The organism is Micromonospora sp. NPDC007220 (assembly GCF_040634035.1).
Lineage (GTDB): Bacteria > Actinomycetota > Actinomycetes > Mycobacteriales > Micromonosporaceae > Micromonospora > Micromonospora reichwaldensis.
Genome location: NZ_JBEYEU010000001.1, coordinates 846,091 through 867,668, shown reverse-complemented (window position 1 = coordinate 867,668; position 21,578 = coordinate 846,091). Strand labels below are relative to the sequence as shown.

Here is a 21,578-nt window from a genome sequence, read left to right as displayed (position 1 = left end):
TGGGCGCTCGTGGGACACCATCGCGCACGGTGAGGCTGATGGGAAACGAAGAGCGCCGATTGTGATCTGCGCCACAAAGAGAATGCGGACAAACCCCTACATAACGTCCGTCATTGCGGGATGTCCTCCAGAAGATCCGTCACCATCGCGGCGATCGGCGAACGCTCCGAACGGCTGAGGGTGACGTGGGCGAAGAGCGGATGGCCCTTGAGCGCCTCGATCACGGCGGTCACTCCGTCGTGCCGGCCGACGCGGAGATTGTCCCGCTGGGCGACGTCGTGGGTGAGCACCACCCGGGAGCCCTGGCCGATCCGGGAGAGCACCGTCAGCAGCACGCCGCGCTCCAGCGACTGCGCCTCGTCCACGATCACGAAGGCGTCGTGCAGGCTGCGGCCCCGGATGTGCGTCAGCGGCAGCACCTCCAGCAACCCCCGCGAGGTGACCTCCTCCAGCACGTTCTCGTGCACCACCGCGCCGAGGGTGTCGAAGACCGCCTGCGCCCAGGGCGACATCTTCTCCGACTCCGAGCCGGGCAGATAGCCCAGCTCCTGGCCGCCGACGGCGTAGAGCGGGCGGAAGACGACGACCTTCTTGTGCCGGCGGCGCTCCATCACCGCCTCCAGCCCGGCGCAGAGAGCCAGCGCCGACTTGCCGGTGCCGGCCCGCCCGCCCAGCGAGACGATCCCCACCGACTCGTCCAGCAACAGGTCGAGCGCGATCCGCTGCTCGGCCGAGCGGCCGTGCAGCCCGAACGCCTCCCGGTCGCCACGGACCAGCCGTACGGTCTTGTCGGGCAGCACCCGGCCGAGCGCGGAGCCCCGGCCCGAGTGCAGCACCAGGCCGGTGTGGCAGGGCAGCCCGGCGGCGGCGTCCAGGTCCAGCGCCTCGCCGGCGTAGAGCCGGCCGATCTGCTCCTCGGCGAGTTCCAGCTCGGCCATCCCGGTCCAGGTGGGGTCGCTGGCCTGGCCGTGCCGGTACTCGTCCGCCCGCAGGCCCACCGAGGCGGCCTTGACCCGCAGCGGCATGTCCTTGCTGACCAGGGTGACCTCCCGCCCCTCGGCGGCGAGGTTCAGCGCGACGGAGAGGATCCGGGTGTCGTTGGAGTCGGTGCGGAACCCCGGCGGCAGCACGCCGTCGTCGGAGTGGTTGAGCTCCACCCGCAGCGTGCCGCCGGAGTCGTTGGCAGGCACCGGGCGGTCCAGCCGCCCGTGCCGGACCCGCAGCTCGTCCAGCATGCGCAGGGACTGCCGGGCGAACCAGCCCAGCTCCGGGTGGTGCCGCTTGCCCTCCAACTCCGAGATGACCACGAGGGGCAGGACCACCTCGTGCTCGGCGAATCGGTGGAAGGCCGCCGGGTCGGACAGGAGCACCGAGGTGTCCAGGACGAACGCCTGGCCCGCTGGTCGGGGCTCCTCGGTGTCCACTGGGGCGGCGGACGCGCCGCGGCGGCTCCGGGTGGCGCGGCGGGTCGTGGCAGTCGCGGCCGGGGTCTGGTCGGTCCCGGCGGGCGTACGGCGAGTCGTCACAGGCCTGCTCCGACGGATGGGCACCCGCCACCCGCGTTCCGCCTCCTCCGGTGCCCGGGGACACGGGGTCGGATGCGGAACCCCGTGCGCGAGGTCGCAGATCCGGGCGGACCGGCTGGCCCGGGAGAACCCCGTGCCATGCCTAGACGCTAGCCGCGTCGGACCCCGTCGGCTAGAGGTCGGCGGTGGATCTCCGGGGACCGGCGGGTGAACTCGGCCGGCGGCGGATCCGGCCGGGATGCATGCCCCCTGCGCGCACCCCGGCCGGCGGGAACCACCGTCACCGGTCTGACGTGGTCCCGACGGTGCGTGTCCGCCGCGGACGACGCACCGTGTCCTGGTTCCGGTCGACAGGGCCTCGGGCTCCCCGTCGACCGGGATTCAACCGGTCCGCCGGACCAGGGTGCCGGTCGGGTGCCGCCCGGCGACCGGGGCGACCGGCGTCGAGAACGACGAGCCGGTGTACGTGGTGCCGGGCCGCACCACCGTGCCGGTGACCCGGGCGGTGGCGGGCGACGGGCCGGCCAGGGCGGACGCGATGGCGGCCTGGGCGTCGCGGCGACGTCGGTTCCAGGCCCCCCGGTCGCCGTCGAAGTAGCCCTGCCGGTAGCCGAACCGGTAGCCGATGCGGTAGCTGAGCTGGCCGTGCAGCCGCCCGGCCGCGTAGCTCGTGGCGCCGAGGACGAGGACGAGGAAGACGGCGAGGAAGGGGCTCATCCGGCGGCTCCGGTGCGCCGCGGGTCCCGCTTCATCGCTCCTCCGGCTCGGTCGGCGTGGGCTCGGCGACCAGGAGCCGGTCCAGGTCGTCGGTGCTGACCTCCTCGACCAGCTCGACGCTGATCCGGCAGCCGTCCAGGACGACCTCGGCCACCGAGGAGCGGCGGATCTCCCCGCCGGCGTCGTACACGCGGACGCTGACCTCGGGGCAGCCGAGGTGGGTACGCCAGGCGTCCCACTCGGTGCGGTCGCCGACGCTGAGTGACAGGTAACGGCAGCCCCGGGCGAGATAGAGCCGCCATGGCGCGCTCAGGCCCGTGGCCACCCCCTCCGCGATCAGGCCGAAGGCCTGGGCACGGGTGGCTAGCTCGGTCACCACACCCCCCTCGCGCCGGGGGCGTGACGCATGTGAGCACTGATCGTCTCATGCACGTGACACACCGTAGATTGTCTCATGGGCGTGACAGTATCAGCTTTTCGTCCGTTTACGGCGGCCTCTACGGGCATCTATTCTGCCCAGGTGACACCCCTCAGAAGCGGTGCCGGATCGTTTACCGGCATCCCGAAGAACACGTCACGTCCGCGTGACAACAGCGTGCCAGGACACGCACCGGTGGCCGGATGGTCGTACCGTCACCGGGTGACCGAGACGGCCAACGCACGGAAGATCGCCTTCGCCACCTTCGTCCGGAGGGCGCTCGACGAGGCCCGGGCCACCCGGGCGTGGAGCGGCACCGAGGTGTCCCGTCGCACCGGCGTCTCCCGGCAGACCATCAACCGCTGGGTCCGGGGCGACTGGGCGAGCGACCCGGAGGCCGAACGCGTGGTGGCGTTCTGCGAGGGCCTCGGCCTCAGCCCGGCGACCGCCTTCGCCGCGCTGGGCTGGGAACGCGCGACCGCCCCGCGCAGCACCCCGGCCACGCCGCCGATGGACCCGGACGTGGAGGCGCTGCTGCGGCGGCTCGTGGACCCCGACGTCTCCGACGCGGAGAAGTTCCACATCCGGGAAACCATCAGATATCTCGCGTATCGCCCCACCCTCCCGGTCCATGTCCGAAAACGAGGTAAACAGGCCGGCTAGTTCCTCAGATGGCGAAAGAACGGCAGGTCAGACTCATTCGTTTCGCTCCGGGGCCGGAACGGGCGCGCTAGCGTCCGTACTCGTACTGCTTGGGCTCGTCGTCGGCGGGGGGACGGGACAAGGCCGAACCCAGCCCTGCGGGACAGAAGGAGGGGTCTGTCCATGACCCTGAAGTGGATGGCAGTCGTGATCGCCACCGTGTCGCTGACACTGGGCGTGACCGGAAACGTGGTGACCCTGGCGGTCAACGGCGGGCAGCTTCCCCTGCTCGTCAACCTCGTCGCGCTCACCTGCGCCGGCACCGCGGTGATCCTGGCCGTGGTCGCCGAGCTGCACGACCGGCTCGACAACAAGGTCAGCGCCCTGACCGAATTCCTGGTCAACAAGCTGCAGGAGATCGAGGACCGCACCGGCGACCGCAACAGCGGGTTCGTCGAGGGTTACCTGCTCAACCACGGCCAGGAGGCCGCCGTCGTGCCGTTCGGCCGGCGGGGACGGGGAGCCGCCGAACGCTGACCGTCGGGCCCGTCGCACCCCGACCGCGCGCCCCCCGAGGCGCCGGTCGGAGGCCACCTCTCGGCCGGGGATTGAGCCGCCCCGCCCGGGGTACGCTGTCGCGCGTGCCGCCGTTGAATCTGGGCAACCAGCAGCCGAGGAACCCGTTGGACGCCGACCAGGCCTGGCGGACGACCGCCGGGAGGGCGGCCAGGACCGTGCTCTTCTTCGACTTCGACGGCACCCTGGCGCCTGTCGACGACGATCCCACCGCCGTGCGTCCCGCCCCGAAGGTGCTGGCGGCGATCGAGGCGCTCGCCCCGGTCGTACGGCGGATCGCGATCGTCTCCGCGCGCCCGGTCGACTTCCTCCGCGACCACCTCGGGGGGCTCACCGGCGTCGACCTGTACGGCCTCTACGGCCTGGAGCACAGCCACTCCGGCGGCGAGACCGTGACGGAGCCGGCGGCCCTGCCCTGGGTGCCCACCATGGCCGAGCTGGCCGACCTGGCCCGGGCCGAGCTGCCCGAGGGCGCGCTGGTGGAATACAAGCGGCTCTCCGTGGCGCTGCACTGGCGCACCGCGCCGCAGCTCGGCGCGGCCGTGGAGCGGTGGGGCCAGGCCCAGGCCGAGCGGCTCGGGCTCAAGGTCCAGGCCGGGCGGATGGTGCTGGAGCTCAAGCCCCCGGTCGACCGCGACAAGGGCATGGTGATCGACGAGATCGTCCGGGACGCCGAGGGCGCCTGGTACTTCGGCGACGACGTCTCCGACATCAAGGCGTTCGCCGCGCTGCGGGCCCGGGCCGCCGCCGATCCGGACTTCTTCGGCGTCTGCGTCGCCGTCGCCAACCCGGAGACGGGCCACGAGGTCGCGGAGGCCGCCGACCTGACCCTGGACTCCCCCGCCGCCCTCGGCACGTTCCTCACCGACGCCACCCGACACCTCACCTGACGCCCTCGGGGCCGGCGAGGTGCTCCGGGTCGGTCAGGCGCCGTAGCGGCGCTGGCGGTTGGCGTACGAGCGCAGGGCGCGCAGGAAGTCGATGTGCCGGAAGTCCGGCCAGTTGAGCTCGCAGAAGTAGAACTCCGAGTGCGCCGACTGCCACAGCATGAAGCCGGAGAGGCGCTGCTCACCGCTGGTGCGGATGACCAGGTCGGGGTCGGGCTGGCCCCGGGTGTAGAGGTGCTCGGCGATGTGCTCGACGTCCAGCACCTCGGCCAGTTCCTCGAGGGTGCCGCCGTTGGCGGCGTACTCCAGCAGCAGCGACCGCACCGCGTCGGTGATCTCCCGCCGGCCGCCGTAGCCGACCGCGATGTTGACCTCGGTCCCGCCGCTGCGGTCCCGGGTGCGTTCCTCGGCGGCCTTCAGCGCGGCGGCGGTCGAGGCCGGGAGCAGGTCGAGCGCGCCGACCATGCGCAGCCGCCAGGGATTGCCCTCCTCGGCCAGCTCGACCACCAGGTCCTCGATGATCTGGAGCAGCGGGTCGAGCTCCTTGGCCGGTCGGCGCAGGTTGTCGGTGGCCAGGAGGTAGAGCGTCACGTGCTCGATGCCGGCCTGGTTGCACCAGCCCAGCATGTGCTTGATCTTGACGGCGCCCATCCGGTGACCATCGTTCGGGTCGACGTAGCCCATCTCCCGGGCCCACCTGCGGTTGCCGTCGCACATCACGCCGACGTGCCGGGGCACCGGCTTGCCCGCGAGCTTCGCCGTGAGGCGACGCTCGTACACGGAATAGATCAGGTCCCGCAGAGTCATCACCTTGCAGCGTAGCGACCTGCGCGCCGAATCACCGCCTCGGAGTCCGCTCCCACGCCGGCAGACCGATGCCGATCATGCCCAGCGTGCGGGCGTCGAGCCGCCCGTCGCCCAGCCCCAGCTCCACCACCGTCCGGTAGACGCGGTCGTCCCGACCCGCCGCGCGGACCGCCGCGTCGACCACCCGCCGGCGCCGGGCCAGCCACGCCGCGAGCGAGCTGTGCCGCAGGTGGGTGCCGAGGCGGCGGCGCAGCGTCGCCGCGTACCGTCGGGCGGCCTGCTCGGGCGAGCCCGCCGCCGCCGCGCCGGCGAGCGCGCCGGAGAGCAGCGCGTAGAAGATGCCCTCGCCGGTGAACGGGTTGATCAGGGAGAGCGCGTCGCCGGCGAGCAGCAACCGGCCGCGCCCGGGGGCGGGACGGTGCGTCGACAGCGGCAGGTGGTGGGCCCGCAGGTCGGTGACCGTGGCCGGGTCCGTGCCGGGCAGCAGCGCGCCGAGCCGGTCGACCAGGTGCGCCCGGGTCAGCGGCTCGCCCCGCAGCACCTCCCCGTACCCGACGTTCGCCCGGCCGTCCCCGATCGGAAACGACCAGGCGTACGCCGGCCAGCGCGGCGCCGAGGTGACGATGAGCTGTTCGGGCGGGCCGGGCAGCGCCGGGGCGTACCCCCGGATGGCGAGCGCCAGGTGACGGTCGGGGTTCGGCCGGTGCCCGAGCGTCCGCCGGAGGACGGACCCGGCGCCGTCCGCCCCGACCACCGCCCGCGCCGCCAGCACGCCGTCGAGCACCACCCGGTCGGCCCGCACCTCGACGTGCCGCACCGCGTGCCGGCGCAGCCGCGCGCCGGCACCGACCGCCGCAGCCACCAGCCGCGCGTCGAAGACCCTGCGGGGCACGGTGTACGCCGGCCGGGGCAGCGCCCGGGCCACGGCGCCGCCGCCCGGCCCGACCAGCCGCAGCGCCGGCAGTGGCGCGTACCCGGTCACCGCGTCGGGCACCCCCAGCTCGTCGAGCACGTCCAGCGCGTGCGCGGCGATGCCGTCCCCGCACGCCTTGTCGCGGGGAAAGTCGGACCGGTCCAGCAGCAGTACGCTCGCCCCCGCCCGCCGGGCCGCCAGCGCGGCGGCCGACCCCGCCGGACCGGCCCCCACCACCACCACGTCGAACTCGTCGCCCACGGACTCGTCGCCCACGCGTCGCCTCCCACCGCCGGTCCGGCTCCTGCGGGTCATCCTGCCGCCGCAGACGCACACCGCGCCGAAACCCGCCCGGCACGTCAACGAGGACCCCGAACTCCCCGGCGTCCTCCCGAGACCCTCCCGAAGCCCTCGCGGGACCCTCCCGGGGCCCTCCCGGCGTCTCCTCCCGGGGGCCTCCCGGCGTCCTCCCGGGGCCCTCCCGAAGCCCTCGCGGGGCCCTCCCGAAGCCCTCGCGGGGCCCTCCCGGCGGCCCACGAACCAGACGCCGAGGTCCGTCCGGGGTCCCCCGGACCCTCCCCGGCAGCGACGGCGCCTCCCCACGCATCGCGGGATGACGGCGCGCGCAGGAGATCTTGGTAGTTACGTGCCCCTGGAGGGGCATGTTCCTACCAAGATCGGCGAAGGGCTAGGCGTGACGGGCCCGCGGACGCTTGCGTGGGCGGGGGGACGAGGGGCGGAGCGGGGCGGGCCCGCGGGCGGTCTCGTGGGCGGGGGCGAAGGGCGGGGCGGGGCGGGCCCGCGGGCGGTCTCGTGGGCGGGGGCGAAGGGCGGGGCGGGGCGGGCCCGCGGGCGGTCTCGTCGGCGGGGCGAAGGGCGGGCGGTTCGGGGCGGTCAGCCAGTTCGACGCGCCGTAACCTGAGGGCGGTCTTGTGGGCGGGGCAGGTCGACAGCGCGAAGGCACCGTCCCCGGGCGGGTGGGGAACGGGCCCGTGGCCCTGCTCGGGCTGGGCGGCCTACGCCGGGCGGGTGGCGCGTTCGGCGCGGGTGGCGCGCCAGAGGCCGTAGATCGTTAGCGCGGCGGCAGCCACCAGCGGGCCGCCGTCGCGGACCAGCCCGTCCGGGCCGAGCAGCCACCAGCACAGCGGCAGGTCGACGGCGAGCACGATCGCGGTGACGGCCACCAGCAGCGTGCGCGCCCAGCCCTTGCCGCGCATCAGGAAGGCGGTGCAGAAGAGCACCGCGTAGCTGGTCACGATCCCGGCGGCGAACCAGAGCAGCACGGCGGGCACGGCGGCGAGCCGGTCGTCCAGCACCGCGCCGCCGGCGACCAGCGCCGGGACCAGCATGAGCGGGCTGTACGTGAACGCCGCGACCCGGCTGGTGAGCAGCCAACCGCTGACCTCCGGCCGGCGGGGCGGGGTCTCCCGCCAGGAGATGCCCTCCCGGTCGATGACCAGGCGGGGCCGGTGGCGGACCAGGTGCCCGGACACCGCGGACGAGCGGTAGAGCAGCCAGACCACGGCGGCGCAGAGCACGGTGAGCAGGGCGAACCCGAGCAGCCCCGGCAGCGGCGGCACTCCCTGCCGGGGCACGATCAGCCGGCCGACCGCGAAGACCGTGGTCACCGCCAGGATCAGCCCGAACGGCCGGGCCACCGTCCGGCCCCGACGGACGTGCCCGATCAGCAGCAGGAAGCCGAGCGAACGGAGCATCGCCCAGCCCGTCCGCACCGCCAGCCCGAAGCCCTGCTCCGGGGCGTACCACCAGTTGAGCAGCTCGACCACGACGGTGGCCGCCGCGGTCAGCGCGAGCAGTGCGGTCAGCGCCCGGACGGCGGACGGCCGCCGGACCTCGGTCGCGGCGGCCGTCCTCATGGGATCCGATGATGCCCCGTCGGGGCGTCGGTCACACCTGTCCTCAGCGCTGCGGCGCCGCGTCGAGCCGGGCACGCAGCGCGTCCAGCTCGGCCCAGAGCACGCCCGGCAGCTTGTCGCCGAACTTCTCGAACCACTCGGTGACCATCGGGAGCTCCTTGCGCCACTCCTCCGGGTCGACCTTCAGCGCGATCCGGACGTCCTCCGGGGTCATGTCGAGGCCCTCGACGTCGAGCGCGTCCTGGGCCGGGACCATGCCGATCGGCGTCTCCACCGCCTCGGCGCGCCCCTCGATCCGCTCGATGACCCACTTGAGCACGCGGGAGTTCTCGCCGAAGCCGGGCCAGAGGAAGTTGCCCTCCGGGTCCTTGCGGAACCAGTTGACGTAGTAGATCTTCGGCAGCTTGGACTCGTCGCCGTCGGTGCCCTTGCCCATCTCGATCCAGTGCCGGAAGTAGTCGCCGGCGTGGTAGCCGATGAACGGGAGCATCGCCATCGGGTCGCGCCGGACGACGCCGACCGCACCGGAGGCGGCGGCGGTGGTCTCCGAGGAGAGCGTCGCGCCCATGTAGACCCCGTGCACCCAGTCGCGGGCCTCGGTCACCAGCGGGATGGTGTCCCGGCGGCGACCACCGAAGAGGATCGCGTCGATCGGCACGCCGTTCGGGTCGAAGTAGTCCTCGGCCAGGATCGGGCACTGGGTGATCGGGGTGCAGAACCGGCTGTTCGCGTGCGAGGAGAGGCTGTCGCTCTCCGGCGTCCAGTCGTTGCCCTTCCAGTCGACCAGGTGCGCCGGCGGCTCGCCCATGCCCTCCCACCAGATGTCCCCGTCGTCGGTCAGGGCGACGTTGGTGAAGACGGAGTTGCCGCGGTCCAGCGTCCGCATCGCGTTGGCGTTGGTCTTCCAGTCGGTGCCGGGCGCAACGCCGAAGAGGCCGTACTCGGGGTTGACCGCGTAGAGGCGGCCGTCCGGGCCGAAGCGCATCCAGGCGATGTCGTCGCCGATGGTCTCGACCTTCCAGCCCGGGACGGTCGGCTCCAGCATGGCCAGGTTGGTCTTGCCGCAGGCCGACGGGAAGGCCCCGGCGACGTGGTAGACCTTGCCCTCCGGCGAGGTGATCTTGAGGATGAGCATGTGCTCGGCGAGCCAGCCCTCGTCGCGGCCCATCACGCTGGCGATCCGCAGCGAGTAGCACTTCTTGCCGAGCAGCGAGTTGCCGCCGTAGCCGGATCCGAAGGACCAGATCTCCCGGGTCTCCGGGAAGTGGGAGATGTACTTGGTCTCGTTGCACGGCCACGCCACGTCCTGCTGGCCGGGGTTGAGCGGGGCGCCGATGGAGTGCAGCGCGTGGACGAAGTCCGCGTCGTCGCCCATGGCCTCCAGGACCTTGGCCCCCATCCGGGTCATGATGCGCATCGACGCGACCACGTACGGGCTGTCGGTGATCTCGACGCCGAACATGGGGCTCTCGGCCTCGACCGGGCCCATGCAGAACGGGATGACGTACATGGTGCGCCCGCGCATGCAACCGCGGTAGAGCTCCGTCATCGTCCGCTTCATCTCGGCCGGCGCCATCCAGTTGTTGGTGGGGCCGGCGTCCGCCTCGTCGACGGAGCAGATGTAGGTGCGCTCCTCGACCCGGGCGACGTCCGTCGGGTCGGTGCGCGCGTAGAACGAGTTGGGCTTCTTCTCGGGGTTGAGCCGGATCAGGGTGCCGGCCTCGACCAGCTCGTCGGTGAGGCGCCGCCACTCCTCGTCGGACCCGTCCACCCAGACGACGCGGTCGGGGGTGGTCAGTTCAGCGACCTCACGGACCCAGGCGAGCAGTTTCGGGTGGGACGTCGGGGCCTGATCGATACCCCGAACGGTAGCCGGAGCAACCATGACACATCTCCTTGTGGTCGACGCTGACCGATCTATGGGATGCACGAGTCTTGACGGCGCTATGCGTCGTCTTCGTGGAAACCTGGGATTGGCCTCAGCGTAAACCGGGCGAGGTCACCAGTCAGTGGGACTGGTTGTGAAGAACTGCACAAGGTACGGGCACGCTGCGGCATCACGAGCTAATACCCGCTTTCACGCGCAGTTTCACGCAAATCCTGTGGGGAACCGTCACCGGCCGGGCTGGCGGTGCCCCGGACGGCGGAACCCGTGAACCGCCCCGCAGGCGGTCCGATCTCGTTACGCTCTGTCCACAGGCGCACACCCGGGTGAGCGGTCCGCCGTTGCTACCCGTGCGGGATGACCCCAGCCGGTAGGCTCGCGTCGTGGCCGCGACGACGACCGGGGAGCCCGGCTCTCCGCAGACCCGCCCGGGTCTGGTCCGCGCGCTGGTGGACCGCTTCGGCCACCTGGTCCGCGAGCTGAGCAAGTTCGCCACCGTGGGCGGGATCGCCTTCCTGATCGACTTCGCCCTCTTCAACTACCTGACGAGCGTGCGGGGCGTCGAGCAGGTCACCGCGAAGACCATCTCGACGGTGATCGCGGCGTCCGTGGCGTTCGTCGGCAACCGGTTCTGGACGTGGCGGCACCGCAAGCGCTCCAACCCGGCCCGCGAGTACGCACTGTTCTTCTTCTTCAACGGCGTCGGCCTGGGGATCGCCGTGGCCTGCCTGGCGGTCAGCCGCTACGGCCTGGGCAGCATCTGGCCGGAGGTGTTCCAGACCCCGCTGGCCGACAACATCGCCAGCTTCATCGTCGGGACCGGGCTCGGGACGCTGTTCCGGTTCTGGTCCTACCGACGGTTCGTCTTCGTCGAAGCGGGAACCCCCTCCGTTCCGGAAGAGAAGCACGACCGAGACCACCGGGCGTGACCAACCGCCCACCTTCGTCCCGGCCGGAGCCTGCCGGCCCCGCCCACTGCCCTAAGGTGTTCCGCATGCGTCTTGTCCGTCTGCTGCCTGAGCGCTGGCAGAAGTTCATCCACGAGGCGCTCAAGTTCGGAATCGTCGGCGGCGTCAACACCGTAATCAATTACGCCGTGTTCAATGTGCTCGCACTGACCGTTTTCGTGGACGGTCAACTGAAGGCGACGGTCATCGCGACCGTGGTGGCGACGATCACGTCTTATCTGATGAATCGTCACTGGACGTACCGGGATCGCCCCAAATCGGCCATGCGACGCGAGTACGTCCTCTTCTTCCTCTTCAACGGGGCGGGCCTGCTCATCGAACTGGGCGTCCTGGCCGCCGCCAAGTACGGGCTGGGCCTGACCAGCCTGCTGGCCCTCAACGTGGCCAAGACCGGTGGCGTGCTGCTCGCGACGCTGTTCCGCTTCTGGTCCTACCGCACGTTCGTCTTCCAACCGGCGCCCGCCCACGCGGCCGAGACGTGGCACAGCATCCCGCGCGACGAGTGGGACACCATGGCCGAGATGGACCCGGTGGCCGAGTTGGCCGAGTCGATCTCCGAGCTGGAGGAGTCCGAACCACCGCCCGGCGCCGCGCGGCGTGCCCCACGCGGCAAGCCCGGCCCCGAACCCGCGTCGGCGGCGGGCCCGGCGGCCCCGGTCCAGGGGCGCCCCGTCCCGCTCGACGCCGGCCTCGGCGGCTCCCTCGACCGGGAGCTGGAGGCGGAACTGGCCGCCGAACTCCAGGCCACCACCCGCCGCCCGCCCCGCCGCTGACCCACCCGCCGTCCCGGCCCACCCGCCCGTCCTGACCCATGCGCCGTCCCGGCCCGACCGGTTCCGGCCCGCTCCCGGGCCGCGCCGGTCGGGCCGTACCGATTCAGGCCGTCGGGCCGTGCCAGTTCAGGCGGTCGGGCCGTGCCGGTTCAGGCGGTCGAGGCGCGCAGGTTCAGGCGGTCGGGTCGCGCAGCGGCTTGCCCTCGTGCAGGTCCGCCAGGATGTCGCGCATCTCGTCGTCGCCGAGGGAGTGCTTGTCGTGGTGGGCCTCCACCAGCTCGTAGAGCTTGGTCTGCACGCGGCCGACCCCCGGCACGTCGTGCAAAACGGACTGGCCGCGCTCGCCGGCGGACTCGATGGTGAGCGTCCCGCAGCCGAGCAGACGTTCCACGAACCGCTGGTTCATCGCGTGGTCGTTGATCCGGGTCAGCGGGATGTCCCGCCGGTCGCGCGAGAGCACCCCCTGCTGGAGCAGCACCCGCTCGTTCGTGAAGAGGTAGTGGGTGCTCCGCCAGACCAGGAACGGCCACAGGGCCAGCCACAGCACCGCCAGCAGGGCCAGGCCGCCGATGACGGCGAGCGCGATCGAGCCGCCCCCGCCGGACGGCAGCAGGACCAGTCCGGCCACCACCGCCGCGACGGCGAGCACGAGCACCGCGACCGGCCGGATCAGCGCCTTCCAGTGCGGGTGCAGGTGCAGCACGACGTGCTCGTCCTCGGTGAGCACGTCATCGGGGAACGCCACGGGAACCTCCTCGCAGAAACGGACGCGCTGACCGTAGCCGCTCCCCTCCCGCCGGGGGATCAGCCGCGCGGCGGGAGTCCGCGATCAGCGGAGATGCAGGACGTCGCCGGCCGCCAGGGCGCGGGTGCCGGCGGGGGTGGCGACCAGGAGCTGGCCGTCGGCGTCCACGCCGGTCGCGGTGCCGGTCACCTCGTCGCCGCCGGGCAGCAGCACGCGTACCTGCCGGTCGATCGTCGCGCAGCTCGCCAGGTAGGCGTCGCGCAGGCCGCTGGCGACCGCGTCCCCGCCGGCCGCGCGCCACTCGCCGTACCAGTCGGCGATCCCGCGCAGCAGCGCCCGCAGCAGCGGATCCCGGTCGGTGGCCGCCGCGCCGGCCAGTTGCAGGGAGGTCGCCGGCAGCCCCGTCGGGTTCTCCGGCAGCTCGTCGGCGCGCAGCGTGACGTTGAGGCCGACACCGAGCACGATCGCGGGCGGCCGGGCCGGCGAGGGCCCCGGCACCGCCTCGGCGAGGATGCCGGCACACTTCGCGTCGCCGACGAGCAGGTCGTTCGGCCACTTCAGGCCCGCGTCCAGCTCGGCCAGCCGGGTCACCGTCTCGACCAGGGCGACGCCGGCGAGCAGCGGCAGCCAGCCGTACCCCGTCTGGGGCGCCGACGGCCAGCCACGGTCGGCGACGGCCTCCCCGGGGCGGAGCAGCACGCTGGTGGCGATGCCGGCCCGGGCCGGCGACTGCCAGGCCCGGCCGCGCCGACCGCGCCCGGCGGTCTGCCGCTCCGCGACCACCACCAGGCCCTCGGGCTCGCCGGCCCGGGCCGCCTCGGCGACGTCCGCGTTGGTCGAGCCGGTCTCGACGCGCAACTCCAGGCGGGTCCAGGGCCCGTGCGGGGCGACCAGCGCCCGCCGCAGCCGCGCCGCCGACAGCGGCGGGCGGTCCAGATCGGTGTACGGCGAGCCCGGCATCCCGTCAGCCTACGGCCGCCCCCGTCCGGCCGACCGGGGACGTCGCGGCCCGGCTGAGGCGAACTGCACAGCGGCGACGGCCTGAACCATCGTTATATTCCCAGGGTGACTACCGAGACCGGGATCAACATCCACAGCACCGCGGGCAAGCTGGCCGACCTGGATCGGCGGGTCGACGAGGCGGTGCACGCCGGGTCGGCGCGCGCGGTCGAGAAGCAGCACGCGAGGGGCAAGAAGACCGCCCGCGAGCGGATCGAGATGCTGCTCGACGAGGGTTCCTTCGTCGAGCTGGACGAGCTGGCCCGGCACCGGTCCACCAACTTCGGGCTGGCGAAGACCCGCCCGTACGGCGACGGCGTCATCACCGGCTACGGCACCATCGACGGCCGGCAGGTCTGCGTCTTCGCCCAGGACTTCACCGTCTTCGGCGGCTCCCTCGGCGAGGTCTTCGGCGAGAAGATCGTCAAGGTCATGGACCTGGCCATGAAGATCGGCTGCCCGGTCGTCGGCATCAACGACTCCGGGGGCGCGCGCATCCAGGAGGGCGTCGCCTCGCTCGGCCTCTACGGCGAGATCTTCTTCCGCAACGTACGGGCCAGCGGCGTCATCCCGCAGGTCTCCCTGATCATGGGCCCGTGCGCCGGCGGCGCGGTCTACTCCCCGGCGGTCACGGACTTCACGGTGATGGTCGACCAGACCTCGCACATGTTCATCACCGGCCCGGACGTCATCAAGACGGTCACCGGCGAGGACGTGGGCATGGAGGAGCTGGGCGGCGCCCGTACGCACAACTCGCGCAGCGGCAACGCGCACTACCTCGCCACGGACGAGCAGGACGCGATCGACTACGTCAAGGCGCTGCTGTCGTACCTGCCGTCGAACAACCTGGACGAGCCGGTGGTCTTCGACGCGCCCGCCGACCTCGACGTGACCGACGAGGATCGGGAGCTGGACACGCTGATCCCCGACTCGGCGAACCAGCCGTACGACATGCACCGGGTGCTCGAGCACGTCCTCGACGACGGCGAGTTCCTGGAGGTCCAGCCGCTCTACGCGCAGAACATGGTCATCGGCTACGGCCGGGTGGAGGGCCGTCCGGTGGGCGTGGTCGCCAACCAGCCGATGCACTTCGCCGGCACCCTGGACATCGCCGCCTCCGAGAAGGCCGCCCGGTTCGTGCGCACCTGCGACGCGTTCAACATCCCCGTGCTGACCTTCGTCGACGTCCCCGGCTTCCTGCCCGGCACCGGCCAGGAGTGGGACGGCATCATCCGCCGGGGCGCGAAGCTCATCTACGCGTACGCCGAGGCCACCGTCCCGAAGGTCACCGTCATCACCCGCAAGGCGTACGGCGGGGCGTACGACGTGATGGGCTCCAAGCACCTCGGCGCGGACCTGAACTTCGCCTGGCCGACCGCGCAGATCGCGGTGATGGGGGCGCAGGGCGCGGTGAACATCCTCTACCGCTCGGAACTGGCCGCCGCCGAGGACCCGGCCGCCGTGCGGGCCGAGAAGATCGCCGAGTACGAGGACACCCTCGCCAACCCGTACATCGCGGCGGAGCGCGGCTACGTGGACAGCGTCATCCCGCCGCACGAGACGCGGACCCAGATCGTCCGCGCGCTGCGGGTGCTGCGCACCAAGCGCGAGACCCTGCCGCCGAAGAAGCACGGCAACATCCCGCTCTGACGTCGCCCGCCCGCGGTTCCGCGCGGCCCGCACGGCACGGCCCCCTACCGGCGGACCGCGTCGTGTCGGGGTCGCGCGGAATCGCGCCGGTCCGGCCGTCAGCAGCCCGGGACCGCCGACGCGCACATGCGGCGCGCCGCCGTCCTGCCCAGCGTCTCCAGGTCGGCGTAGCTCAGGCCGTCGCCGGGGCGGGCTCCGTCGACCCTGTCCTCTAGCGCGCCGGGGCCGGTCACGACCACGCTGACCAGGTCACCGACCCGCACCACCATGGTGACCTCGACCGACGCGTCCGGGGCCGCCACCTTCCCGGCGGCCGGATCCTGGGAGCGGAGCGACACGTGGCGCAGCATCACTGACTCGTCGCCGGCGAAGCCACTGACGGGCGTCTCCCAGCGGTGCGTGCGGACGGTGGACTGCCACTCGGCGCAGGCGCCGAGCAGGATCCCGACCAGACCGAAGACCAGCCGGCCCTGGCCCGGGTCGACCCGGTAGACGTCCTGGGTGAGCAGCGCGGGGTGTCGCGTCGTCGGGTCCGCCGACACCCGCAGCAGCGTCCGCGACCGCGAGTAGCGGGACGTGGGCGGGTCCGACGGCACGCCCCGGTCACGGCCGCAGGACTCCAGCACCGGGTCGACACGCACCGGCTCCCGCAGTCCGGCCGCGCCGAGCGACACACCGGTCTTCAGGGGCACGTCCACGGGGGCGAGCAGGGCTTCCTGTGGGATCTCGGCCCGCACCGCGGTCGCCGGCGACGCGAATGTGGCGGCCGACAGGGGGGCCGGGGGCGCCTCCTCGCGCCCGGCCCACCCCCCAACCGTCACGGCGGAAGCGGAGACGACGAGCACCGCGACCGCCGCCAGCACCGCCGTACGCCTGCTGCGCCTGCGGGCCCGGGCGCGGATCTCCGCCGGCTCCGGCCAGCGGACCTCGCGCAGGTCCCGGTGCAGTTGCTCGACGAACGTCGTCTCGTCACGCATCGGCGGCCTCCTCCAGGTCAGAGACGGCGAGCAGCCCGGCGAGCGCGGCGCGCCCCCGGAAGAGTCGGGCCTTGACGGTGCCCACCGGGGCGGCCGTCTGCCGGGCCACCTCGGCGACCGGCATGCCGACGAGGTAGTAGAGGGCGATCGCGGTGCGCTGCTCCTCGGGGAGCCGGCGCAGGGCGGTGACCACCTCGACGGTGGCCGTGTCCGGGCCGGGCACGCTCTCGCCTGGGCCGTGGCGCAGGTAGGCGCGGGCCCGGCTGCGCAGGCTGCGCCACCGGCTGACCGCGATCCGGCTCGCCACCACCCGCACCCACGCCTCCGGCTCCTCGTACGCGCTCACCGTCGACCAGCGCTGCCAGGCCCGGATGTACGCCTCCTGCACGGCGTCCTGCGCCTCGGCGAGGTCGCCCGTCAGCGCGTAGACGTAGCCGAGCAGCCGTTGGCGGCTGCCCCGGTAGAACTCGTCGAATCCGTCGACGTCCGGCACCTGCTACCTCCCCGTGACGGTCGCAGGGGACACGCGTCGGACGGTGCCGCCGGTTGCCCGGTCGACCGGTCAATTTCCGTGCGTCAGGCCGGCGTCGGTGAGGATCGGGCCGGCCAGCAGCAGCGCGCCGGCGCCGAGGGCGGCCAGGTTGACCAGGGCGAAGACGGTGACCCAGAAGAGGGCCGGCAGCGGGGTGAGGCCGGCGAGCTGGTCGGCGTCGGAGGCGGGCATCCGACCCCGCGAGCGCAGCCGTTGCAGCTCCACCACCGGCCGCACGCCGCCGAGCAGCAGGAACCACACCCCGGCGTACGCGAACGCCGCCTGCACCTGCGGCTCGGCGTACCAGGAGACGGCGAGGACCACTCCGCCGGTGACCAGCAGCGAGAGCACGCCGAAGACGTTGCGGATCATGATCAGCATGGCCAGCAGCAGCGCCACGGCGACCCAGAGCAGCAGGGTGATCCGGTTACCGCCGAGCAGCCACGCGCCGGCCAACCCGACCAGCGGCGGGGCGACGTAGCCGGCGAGCAGGGTGAGGATCATTCCGGGGCCGGTGGGCCGGCCGGCGGAGAGGGTCAGCCCCGAGGTGTCCGAGTGCAGCCGGATGCCGTGCAGCCGGCGGCCGGTGAGCAGGGCGACCAGCGCATGCCCGCCCTCGTGGGCGATGGTGATGGCGTTGCGGGCGATCCGCCAGGGCAGTTGGGTGGAGACGACCACCAGGGCGACCGCGGCGGTCAGCAGCACCAGCAGGGGCGGTGGGTCCGGCTGCGCCGCGAACAGCTTGTCCCAGAGACCGCCGAGCCCGTCGATCGACACCATGGGGCGCGAGCCTACCGGCCCCGACCTGTGTCACTGCGTCCTCTCCGGCCCGTATCGTGGAAGCCTGATCCGGTGGCGACAGGAGCGGGAGGTGGACGCCGGTGACTGCGGCACCCCTGGAACCCCACGTCGGCCTGTGGACCGAGGCCGAGTACCTCGCCATGAGCGAGACGTCGAACCGGATCGAGTTGCTCGACGGGAGCCTGATCGTGAGCCCTGCCCCGAGCAAGCGGCACCAGTTGGTGTCGTGGAGCCTGACGAACAGCCTGCGGCCAGCAGCGCTGCCGCAGGGCCTACTGGTCTTCGAGGCGGTGAACGTCCGGCTCGGCGTCGACCGCATTGTCATCCCCGACGTGGTGGTGGCTGACACCGACGACGAGGGCACCGTCGTCGAGGCAGGCGAGGTGGTCCTCGTCTGCGAGATCGTCTCGCCGGGGAACGCGGCAGCCGACCGGTTGGTCAAGATGCAGCTCTACGCGATCGCCGGGATTCCGTGGTACCTGCTGGTGGAGCAGGACGGCGCCGGCCACTCGCTGCGGCTGCACCGGCTCGACGGCGCGCACTACGTCGAGGACCAGGTGGCGAAGCCGGGCGAGGAGTTCCGCCTGGCCGAGCCGATCCGCTGGCGCGTCGACCCGGCCACGCTGCGCTGAGGCGGAGACACCCGCCGTCAGGGCGGCCGACTTCCGCCGTTCCTGAAGATTTCCTTAGCTCCCCTTGCCATTCGGGGCGCTTATCTCCAAAGATGAACGTCTATTCAGTCCGGCGTCCTTGGAGGCATCCATGCCCCGTACCGGAACATCCCTGCGGCAGCTGTTGGCCGCCACCCTCGCGGCCCTCGCCACCGCGGCGGCGGGGCTCGTCGCGACCGCGACCCCCGCGGCGGCCGCCACCACGCCCGGCATCGACGTGTCCCACTACCAGGGCGCCATCAACTGGACCAGCGTCCGCAACGCGGGCATCCAGTTCGCCTTCATCAAGGCGACCGAGGGCACCAGCTACAAGGACCCGCGGTTCAACACGAACTACGTGGCCGCCTACAACGCCGGCGTCATCCGGGGCGCGTACCACTTCGCCCGGCCCAACATCTCCTCCGGCGCGGTCCAGGCGAACTACCTGGCCTCCAACGGTGGCGCCTGGTCGGCCGACAGCCGCACCCTCCCGGCCGCGCTGGACCTCGAAGCCAACCCGTACGCGGGCGGCTACTGCTACGGCCTGAGCACGACGGGCATGCGGAACTGGGTCCAGGACTTCCTCAACACCTACCGCGCCCGCACCGGCCGCTACGCCGTCATCTACACCACCACGAGCTGGTGGAACCAGTGCACCGGCAGCTGGAGCGCCCCGTGGGCGAACCATCCGCTCTGGGTCGCCCGCTGGTCGAGCACGGTCGGCGCGCTGCCGGCCGGGGCGCCGTTCTGGAGCTTCTGGCAGTACACCGACCGGGGCAGCGTCGCCGGAATCAGCGGCGGGGTCGACCGCAACCACTGGAACGGTGACCGGAGCCGGCTGATCGCCCTGGCCAACAACACCTGAGCCTGACTCGCCTGGGGAGGCGGTTGGCGGCAGCGGGATCGGTTGTCACCGTACGGTCGACAACTGGTCCGGCTGCCGCCAGGCCGCTCTCGCGGGCGTCAGACCTGCCGTCGGGCCGCCACGGGCACGGCCGCCGCGTTCTCGCGGGCGAGCGCGTTCCGCCGGGCGAAGCGCCGGACGCCCACCCCGGCGAGGGTGACGGTCACGACGCTGAGCAGCGCGAACAGCAGCGGCAGGCCGGCGGCGGCGAGCAGCAGGACGATGTCGCCGAGGGCCACGAGCATCCACAGTGCCACTCGGGGCCGGGCGTCCCTCCGTCGGTAACCCATGTCGTACCCTCCCTTCCGTCGTGAAGGTCAGATACCCCGTACGGCGGAAGGTCATGCGAGTCGATCTCGCAACGGGCGCGAATCCCGCGGGTCAGTCCTTGCGGTCGGGCACGAAGCCCTTGGCGATCCGGTCGAAGTTGGCCAGGTTGGCCTGCCAGTCCTTCGCGGCGACCTCCCAGCGCAGGGCGTAACCGCGATTCTTGGCCGTGACGAAGCCCCGGTTGCGGACGTGGATCCGCGTGCCGTCGCGGGTCTCCAGCCACTCCCAGTCCGCGCAGGTCTTCCAGTAGTCGCAGCGCTTGATGCTCAGGTACTGGTAGTTCTTCACGTAGTTCTTGCGGGCCGGTTCGGCCCCCTTCCAGTCGGCGTAGGCGTCCGACTTCGGGCTGGACGTCCACTGCACCAGCAGCTCGCCCGGCCCGCCGGGCTCGTCGAAGACGACGGTGTTCGCTCCGGCGTTGCGGCGCACCCAGTTCGCCGGGATCGGCACCGTGAAGCCGCCCGGGTCCTTGTGCAGCTTCCAGCCCGCCGGCAGCGCGTCCGGGGTCGGCGACGGGGTGGCCGAGGGCGTCGGGCTCGGCGCGGCGCTCGTGGGCGGGGCCGGCGCGGACGACTGCGGCGGCTGTCCCTGCGAGGTCGCCGCGCCGGTCGGGTCGGCCTGCGGGGTGCCGCCGCCGTCCCCACCGTCGCCGCTGGTCAGCATCGGCACGATCACCACCAGGCCGATCAGCAGCAGCGCCACCAGCGCCCCGATCAGCACGTTGCGCCGGGTGTTGTTCGGCTTCGTACCGCTGGACGCCACGACCGTCGCCCGGCCGGACGGCGGGCTGACCGGCGCGGGCATCACCGAGGTGGGGTTCGCCGGCCTACCGGGCGCCGGGACCGCCGGCTCGGCCTTCGTGTCGTCGAGCGCGGGCTTCGGCGGGTCGACCTTCGCCGTCGGGGCCGCGTCCGAGGTGGAGGATCCAACCTTGGCGGTCGGCACGGAGTCCGAGGAGAGCGCCGCCGTCGCGTCCTCGGCGGTGGACGCCGCGGCGGCACCGGCGGCCGCCAGCGGCGTGCGCGGCGCCGGCGGGCTGACCGGCTTGTCGGTTCCACCCTCGGCCGGGCGCGGCGCCGGCACCAACGGCGGGCGGGGCTCACGCGGACCGTTCGGCCCCGGCCGGCGTACGCCGTCGAGCAGCGGAATCGTGCGGGTGCGCTTGCCGCCGGCCCGGCGCAGCAACTTCTCCGCCACCTCGGCGGTGATCCGCTCGTTCGGGTCCTTGCGCAGCAGGCCGTTGAGCACCGGCTTGAGCGGCCCGGCGTTCTTCGGCGGCGGCATCGGCTCGGTGGCGAGCGCCGCCAGGGTGGCGATCGCCGACGGTCGCGCGTACGGCGACTTGCCCTCGACCGCCGCGTAGAGGGTGGCGCCCAGCGACCAGAGGTCGGCCTCCGGCCCGGCGGTGCCCTCGCGGGCCCGCTCAGGCGAGATGTACGCGGGCGACCCGAGCACCATTCCCGTGCGGGTCACGTTCGGGTCGCCGGGAATCGTGGCGAGGCCGAAATCGGTCAGCACCACCCGGCCATCGTCGCCGAGCAGCACGTTGCCGGGCTTGACGTCGCGGTGCATCACGCCGGCCTTGTGCGCCGACTTCAGCGCGGCCAGCACGCCCAGGCCGATCTCCACCGCCCGCGCCGGCGTCACCGGGCCGTCCTCGGCGAGGGTGTCCTGCAACGACTTCGACGCCACGTACTCCATGACGATCCACGGGTCGCCGTCGGTGCGCAGCACGTCGAAGATGCGGACCACGTTGATGTGGTTGAGCCGGGCGATGGCCCGGGCCTCACGCAGCGAGCGTTCCCGCATCTCGCGGCGTTCCTCGTCGGTGAGGCTGGGCGGCGGGACGAGTTCCTTGATCGCCACGTCCCGGTGCAGCACCTCGTCGCGCGCCTTCCACACCCGACCCATGCCGCCCTGACCGAGCGGCGAGAGGAGCCGGTATCGGTCAGCGACGAGTTGGGGCAGCGCGTTCGACATCGCCCAGACGGTACCCGGAGC

The 21,578-nt window shown here is 72.7% G+C and carries 22 protein-coding genes; 8 read left to right on the top strand and 14 right to left on the bottom strand.

Annotated features, from left to right (window positions below; all coding sequences use genetic code 11):
* Positions 1–110 precede the first annotated feature (110 nt).
* The 3 genes from ABZ573_RS04230 to ABZ573_RS04220 form a co-directional block, all read right to left on the bottom strand.
* Positions 111–1,526 (bottom strand): PhoH family protein, encoded by a 1,416-nt coding sequence (locus ABZ573_RS04230; RefSeq protein ID WP_132233364.1) that lies wholly within the window; start codon positions 1,524–1,526, stop codon positions 111–113.
* A 381-nt stretch (positions 1,527–1,907) separates the two neighbouring features.
* Positions 1,908–2,243, bottom strand: a complete 336-nt coding sequence (locus tag ABZ573_RS04225) for a hypothetical protein (RefSeq protein ID WP_151455783.1) — start codon at positions 2,241–2,243, stop codon at positions 1,908–1,910.
* A gap of 31 nt (positions 2,244–2,274) precedes the next feature.
* Positions 2,275–2,619 (bottom strand): hypothetical protein, encoded by a 345-nt coding sequence (locus ABZ573_RS04220; protein WP_089003683.1) that lies wholly within the window; start codon positions 2,617–2,619, stop codon positions 2,275–2,277.
* Between the two features lie 264 nt (positions 2,620–2,883).
* On the opposite strand from ABZ573_RS04220, the gene ABZ573_RS04215 reads away from it, so the two are divergent.
* The 3 genes from ABZ573_RS04215 (at position 2,884) to otsB (ending at position 4,769) form a co-directional block, all read left to right on the top strand.
* Complete coding sequence (locus ABZ573_RS04215; RefSeq protein ID WP_151455784.1) at positions 2,884–3,324, top strand: XRE family transcriptional regulator; 441 nt, start codon at positions 2,884–2,886, stop codon at positions 3,322–3,324.
* Positions 3,325–3,486: 162 nt separating this feature from the next.
* Complete coding sequence (locus ABZ573_RS04210) at positions 3,487–3,840, top strand: hypothetical protein (protein ID WP_151455785.1); 354 nt, start codon at positions 3,487–3,489, stop codon at positions 3,838–3,840.
* Between the two features lie 104 nt (positions 3,841–3,944).
* Positions 3,945–4,769, top strand: a complete 825-nt coding sequence (otsB, locus tag ABZ573_RS04205; protein WP_358115459.1) for a trehalose-phosphatase — start codon at positions 3,945–3,947, stop codon at positions 4,767–4,769.
* Between the two features lie 33 nt (positions 4,770–4,802).
* Here otsB and ABZ573_RS04200 read toward each other — a convergent pair whose 3' ends face one another.
* The 4 genes from ABZ573_RS04200 to ABZ573_RS04185 all read right to left on the bottom strand — a co-directional run bounded on the left by ABZ573_RS04200 (position 4,803) and on the right by ABZ573_RS04185 (position 10,248).
* The gene (locus ABZ573_RS04200; protein WP_132233354.1) at positions 4,803–5,573 is read right to left on the bottom strand and encodes an isoprenyl transferase; all 771 of its coding nucleotides are present in this window, start codon (positions 5,571–5,573) and stop codon (positions 4,803–4,805) included.
* 31 nt (positions 5,574–5,604) lie between these two features.
* Entirely contained in the window at positions 5,605–6,762 is a 1,158-nt protein-coding gene (locus tag ABZ573_RS04195; protein WP_327030484.1) for a geranylgeranyl reductase family protein, read from the bottom strand.
* Between the two features lie 740 nt (positions 6,763–7,502).
* On the bottom strand, positions 7,503–8,363 hold the full coding sequence (locus ABZ573_RS04190) for a hypothetical protein (RefSeq protein ID WP_151457546.1): 861 nt from the start codon (positions 8,361–8,363) through the stop codon (positions 7,503–7,505).
* Between the two features lie 43 nt (positions 8,364–8,406).
* On the bottom strand, positions 8,407–10,248 hold the full coding sequence (locus tag ABZ573_RS04185) for a phosphoenolpyruvate carboxykinase (GTP) (protein ID WP_151457547.1): 1,842 nt from the start codon (positions 10,246–10,248) through the stop codon (positions 8,407–8,409).
* Positions 10,249–10,631: 383 nt separating this feature from the next.
* Between ABZ573_RS04185 and ABZ573_RS04180 the strand changes: the two genes are divergently transcribed.
* Together ABZ573_RS04180 and ABZ573_RS04175 are read left to right on the top strand one after the other, a co-directional pair.
* Entirely contained in the window at positions 10,632–11,177 is a 546-nt protein-coding gene (locus tag ABZ573_RS04180; protein WP_151457548.1) for a GtrA family protein, read from the top strand.
* 65 nt (positions 11,178–11,242) lie between these two features.
* Positions 11,243–11,989 carry a GtrA family protein gene (locus ABZ573_RS04175; protein WP_327030482.1) on the top strand — a complete coding sequence of 249 codons (747 nt, stop codon included), beginning with the start codon at positions 11,243–11,245 and terminating at the stop codon, positions 11,987–11,989.
* A 172-nt stretch (positions 11,990–12,161) separates the two neighbouring features.
* Here ABZ573_RS04175 and ABZ573_RS04170 read toward each other — a convergent pair whose 3' ends face one another.
* Positions 12,162–12,734, bottom strand: a complete 573-nt coding sequence (locus ABZ573_RS04170; RefSeq protein WP_132233342.1) for a PH domain-containing protein — start codon at positions 12,732–12,734, stop codon at positions 12,162–12,164.
* 84 nt (positions 12,735–12,818) lie between these two features.
* Entirely contained in the window at positions 12,819–13,694 is an 876-nt protein-coding gene (locus tag ABZ573_RS04165; protein WP_327030481.1) for a biotin--[acetyl-CoA-carboxylase] ligase, read from the bottom strand.
* A 105-nt stretch (positions 13,695–13,799) separates the two neighbouring features.
* On the opposite strand from ABZ573_RS04165, the gene ABZ573_RS04160 reads away from it, so the two are divergent.
* Positions 13,800–15,383, top strand: coding sequence for an acyl-CoA carboxylase subunit beta (locus ABZ573_RS04160; protein WP_151454415.1), 1,584 nt, complete (start codon positions 13,800–13,802; stop codon positions 15,381–15,383).
* A 98-nt stretch (positions 15,384–15,481) separates the two neighbouring features.
* On the opposite strand, the gene ABZ573_RS04155 is transcribed toward ABZ573_RS04160, so the two are convergent.
* The 3 genes from ABZ573_RS04155 to ABZ573_RS04145 form a co-directional block, all read right to left on the bottom strand.
* Positions 15,482–16,360, bottom strand: a complete 879-nt coding sequence (locus ABZ573_RS04155; protein ID WP_358115450.1) for a hypothetical protein — start codon at positions 16,358–16,360, stop codon at positions 15,482–15,484.
* On the bottom strand, positions 16,353–16,853 hold the full coding sequence (locus ABZ573_RS04150) for a SigE family RNA polymerase sigma factor (RefSeq protein ID WP_132233334.1): 501 nt from the start codon (positions 16,851–16,853) through the stop codon (positions 16,353–16,355). The genes ABZ573_RS04155 and ABZ573_RS04150 overlap by 8 nt, the downstream gene beginning before the upstream one ends.
* A gap of 69 nt (positions 16,854–16,922) precedes the next feature.
* Complete coding sequence (locus tag ABZ573_RS04145; protein ID WP_358115447.1) at positions 16,923–17,672, bottom strand: M50 family metallopeptidase; 750 nt, start codon at positions 17,670–17,672, stop codon at positions 16,923–16,925.
* 101 nt (positions 17,673–17,773) lie between these two features.
* On the opposite strand from ABZ573_RS04145, the gene ABZ573_RS04140 reads away from it, so the two are divergent.
* Together ABZ573_RS04140 and ABZ573_RS04135 are read left to right on the top strand one after the other, a co-directional pair.
* Positions 17,774–18,325, top strand: coding sequence for a Uma2 family endonuclease (locus ABZ573_RS04140; protein WP_192581384.1), 552 nt, complete (start codon positions 17,774–17,776; stop codon positions 18,323–18,325).
* Between the two features lie 130 nt (positions 18,326–18,455).
* Positions 18,456–19,208, top strand: a complete 753-nt coding sequence (locus ABZ573_RS04135; RefSeq protein ID WP_358115444.1) for a GH25 family lysozyme — start codon at positions 18,456–18,458, stop codon at positions 19,206–19,208.
* Positions 19,209–19,306: 98 nt separating this feature from the next.
* Here ABZ573_RS04135 and ABZ573_RS04130 read toward each other — a convergent pair whose 3' ends face one another.
* Positions 19,307–19,537, bottom strand: coding sequence for a hypothetical protein (locus ABZ573_RS04130; protein ID WP_327030478.1), 231 nt, complete (start codon positions 19,535–19,537; stop codon positions 19,307–19,309).
* A 91-nt stretch (positions 19,538–19,628) separates the two neighbouring features.
* Positions 19,629–21,557, bottom strand: coding sequence for a protein kinase (locus ABZ573_RS04125; RefSeq protein ID WP_358115441.1), 1,929 nt, complete (start codon positions 21,555–21,557; stop codon positions 19,629–19,631).
* Positions 21,558–21,578: the final 21 nt, after the last annotated feature.

Excerpts from the sequence above, each read along its gene's own strand:
- ABZ573_RS04210 (WP_151455785.1), top strand. The coding sequence starts at position 3,487 with ATGACCCTGAAGTGGATGGCAGTCGTGATCGCCACCGTGTCGCTGACA.
- ABZ573_RS04225 (WP_151455783.1), bottom strand. The coding sequence starts at position 2,243 with ATGAGCCCCTTCCTCGCCGTCTTCCTCGTCCTCGTCCTCGGCGCCACG.
- ABZ573_RS04145 (WP_358115447.1), bottom strand. The coding sequence starts at position 17,672 with ATGGTGTCGATCGACGGGCTCGGCGGTCTCTGGGACAAGCTGTTCGCG.
- ABZ573_RS04135 (WP_358115444.1), top strand. The coding sequence starts at position 18,456 with ATGCCCCGTACCGGAACATCCCTGCGGCAGCTGTTGGCCGCCACCCTC.
- ABZ573_RS04130 (WP_327030478.1), bottom strand. The coding sequence starts at position 19,537 with ATGGGTTACCGACGGAGGGACGCCCGGCCCCGAGTGGCACTGTGGATG.
- ABZ573_RS04200 (WP_132233354.1), bottom strand. The coding sequence starts at position 5,573 with ATGACTCTGCGGGACCTGATCTATTCCGTGTACGAGCGTCGCCTCACG.
- ABZ573_RS04190 (WP_151457546.1), bottom strand. The coding sequence starts at position 8,363 with ATGAGGACGGCCGCCGCGACCGAGGTCCGGCGGCCGTCCGCCGTCCGG.
- ABZ573_RS04185 (WP_151457547.1), bottom strand. The coding sequence starts at position 10,248 with ATGGTTGCTCCGGCTACCGTTCGGGGTATCGATCAGGCCCCGACGTCC.
- ABZ573_RS04165 (WP_327030481.1), bottom strand. The coding sequence starts at position 13,694 with ATGCCGGGCTCGCCGTACACCGATCTGGACCGCCCGCCGCTGTCGGCG.
- ABZ573_RS04125 (WP_358115441.1), bottom strand. The coding sequence starts at position 21,557 with ATGTCGAACGCGCTGCCCCAACTCGTCGCTGACCGATACCGGCTCCTC.
- ABZ573_RS04155 (WP_358115450.1), bottom strand. The coding sequence starts at position 16,360 with ATGCGTGACGAGACGACGTTCGTCGAGCAACTGCACCGGGACCTGCGC.
- ABZ573_RS04175 (WP_327030482.1), top strand. The coding sequence starts at position 11,243 with ATGCGTCTTGTCCGTCTGCTGCCTGAGCGCTGGCAGAAGTTCATCCAC.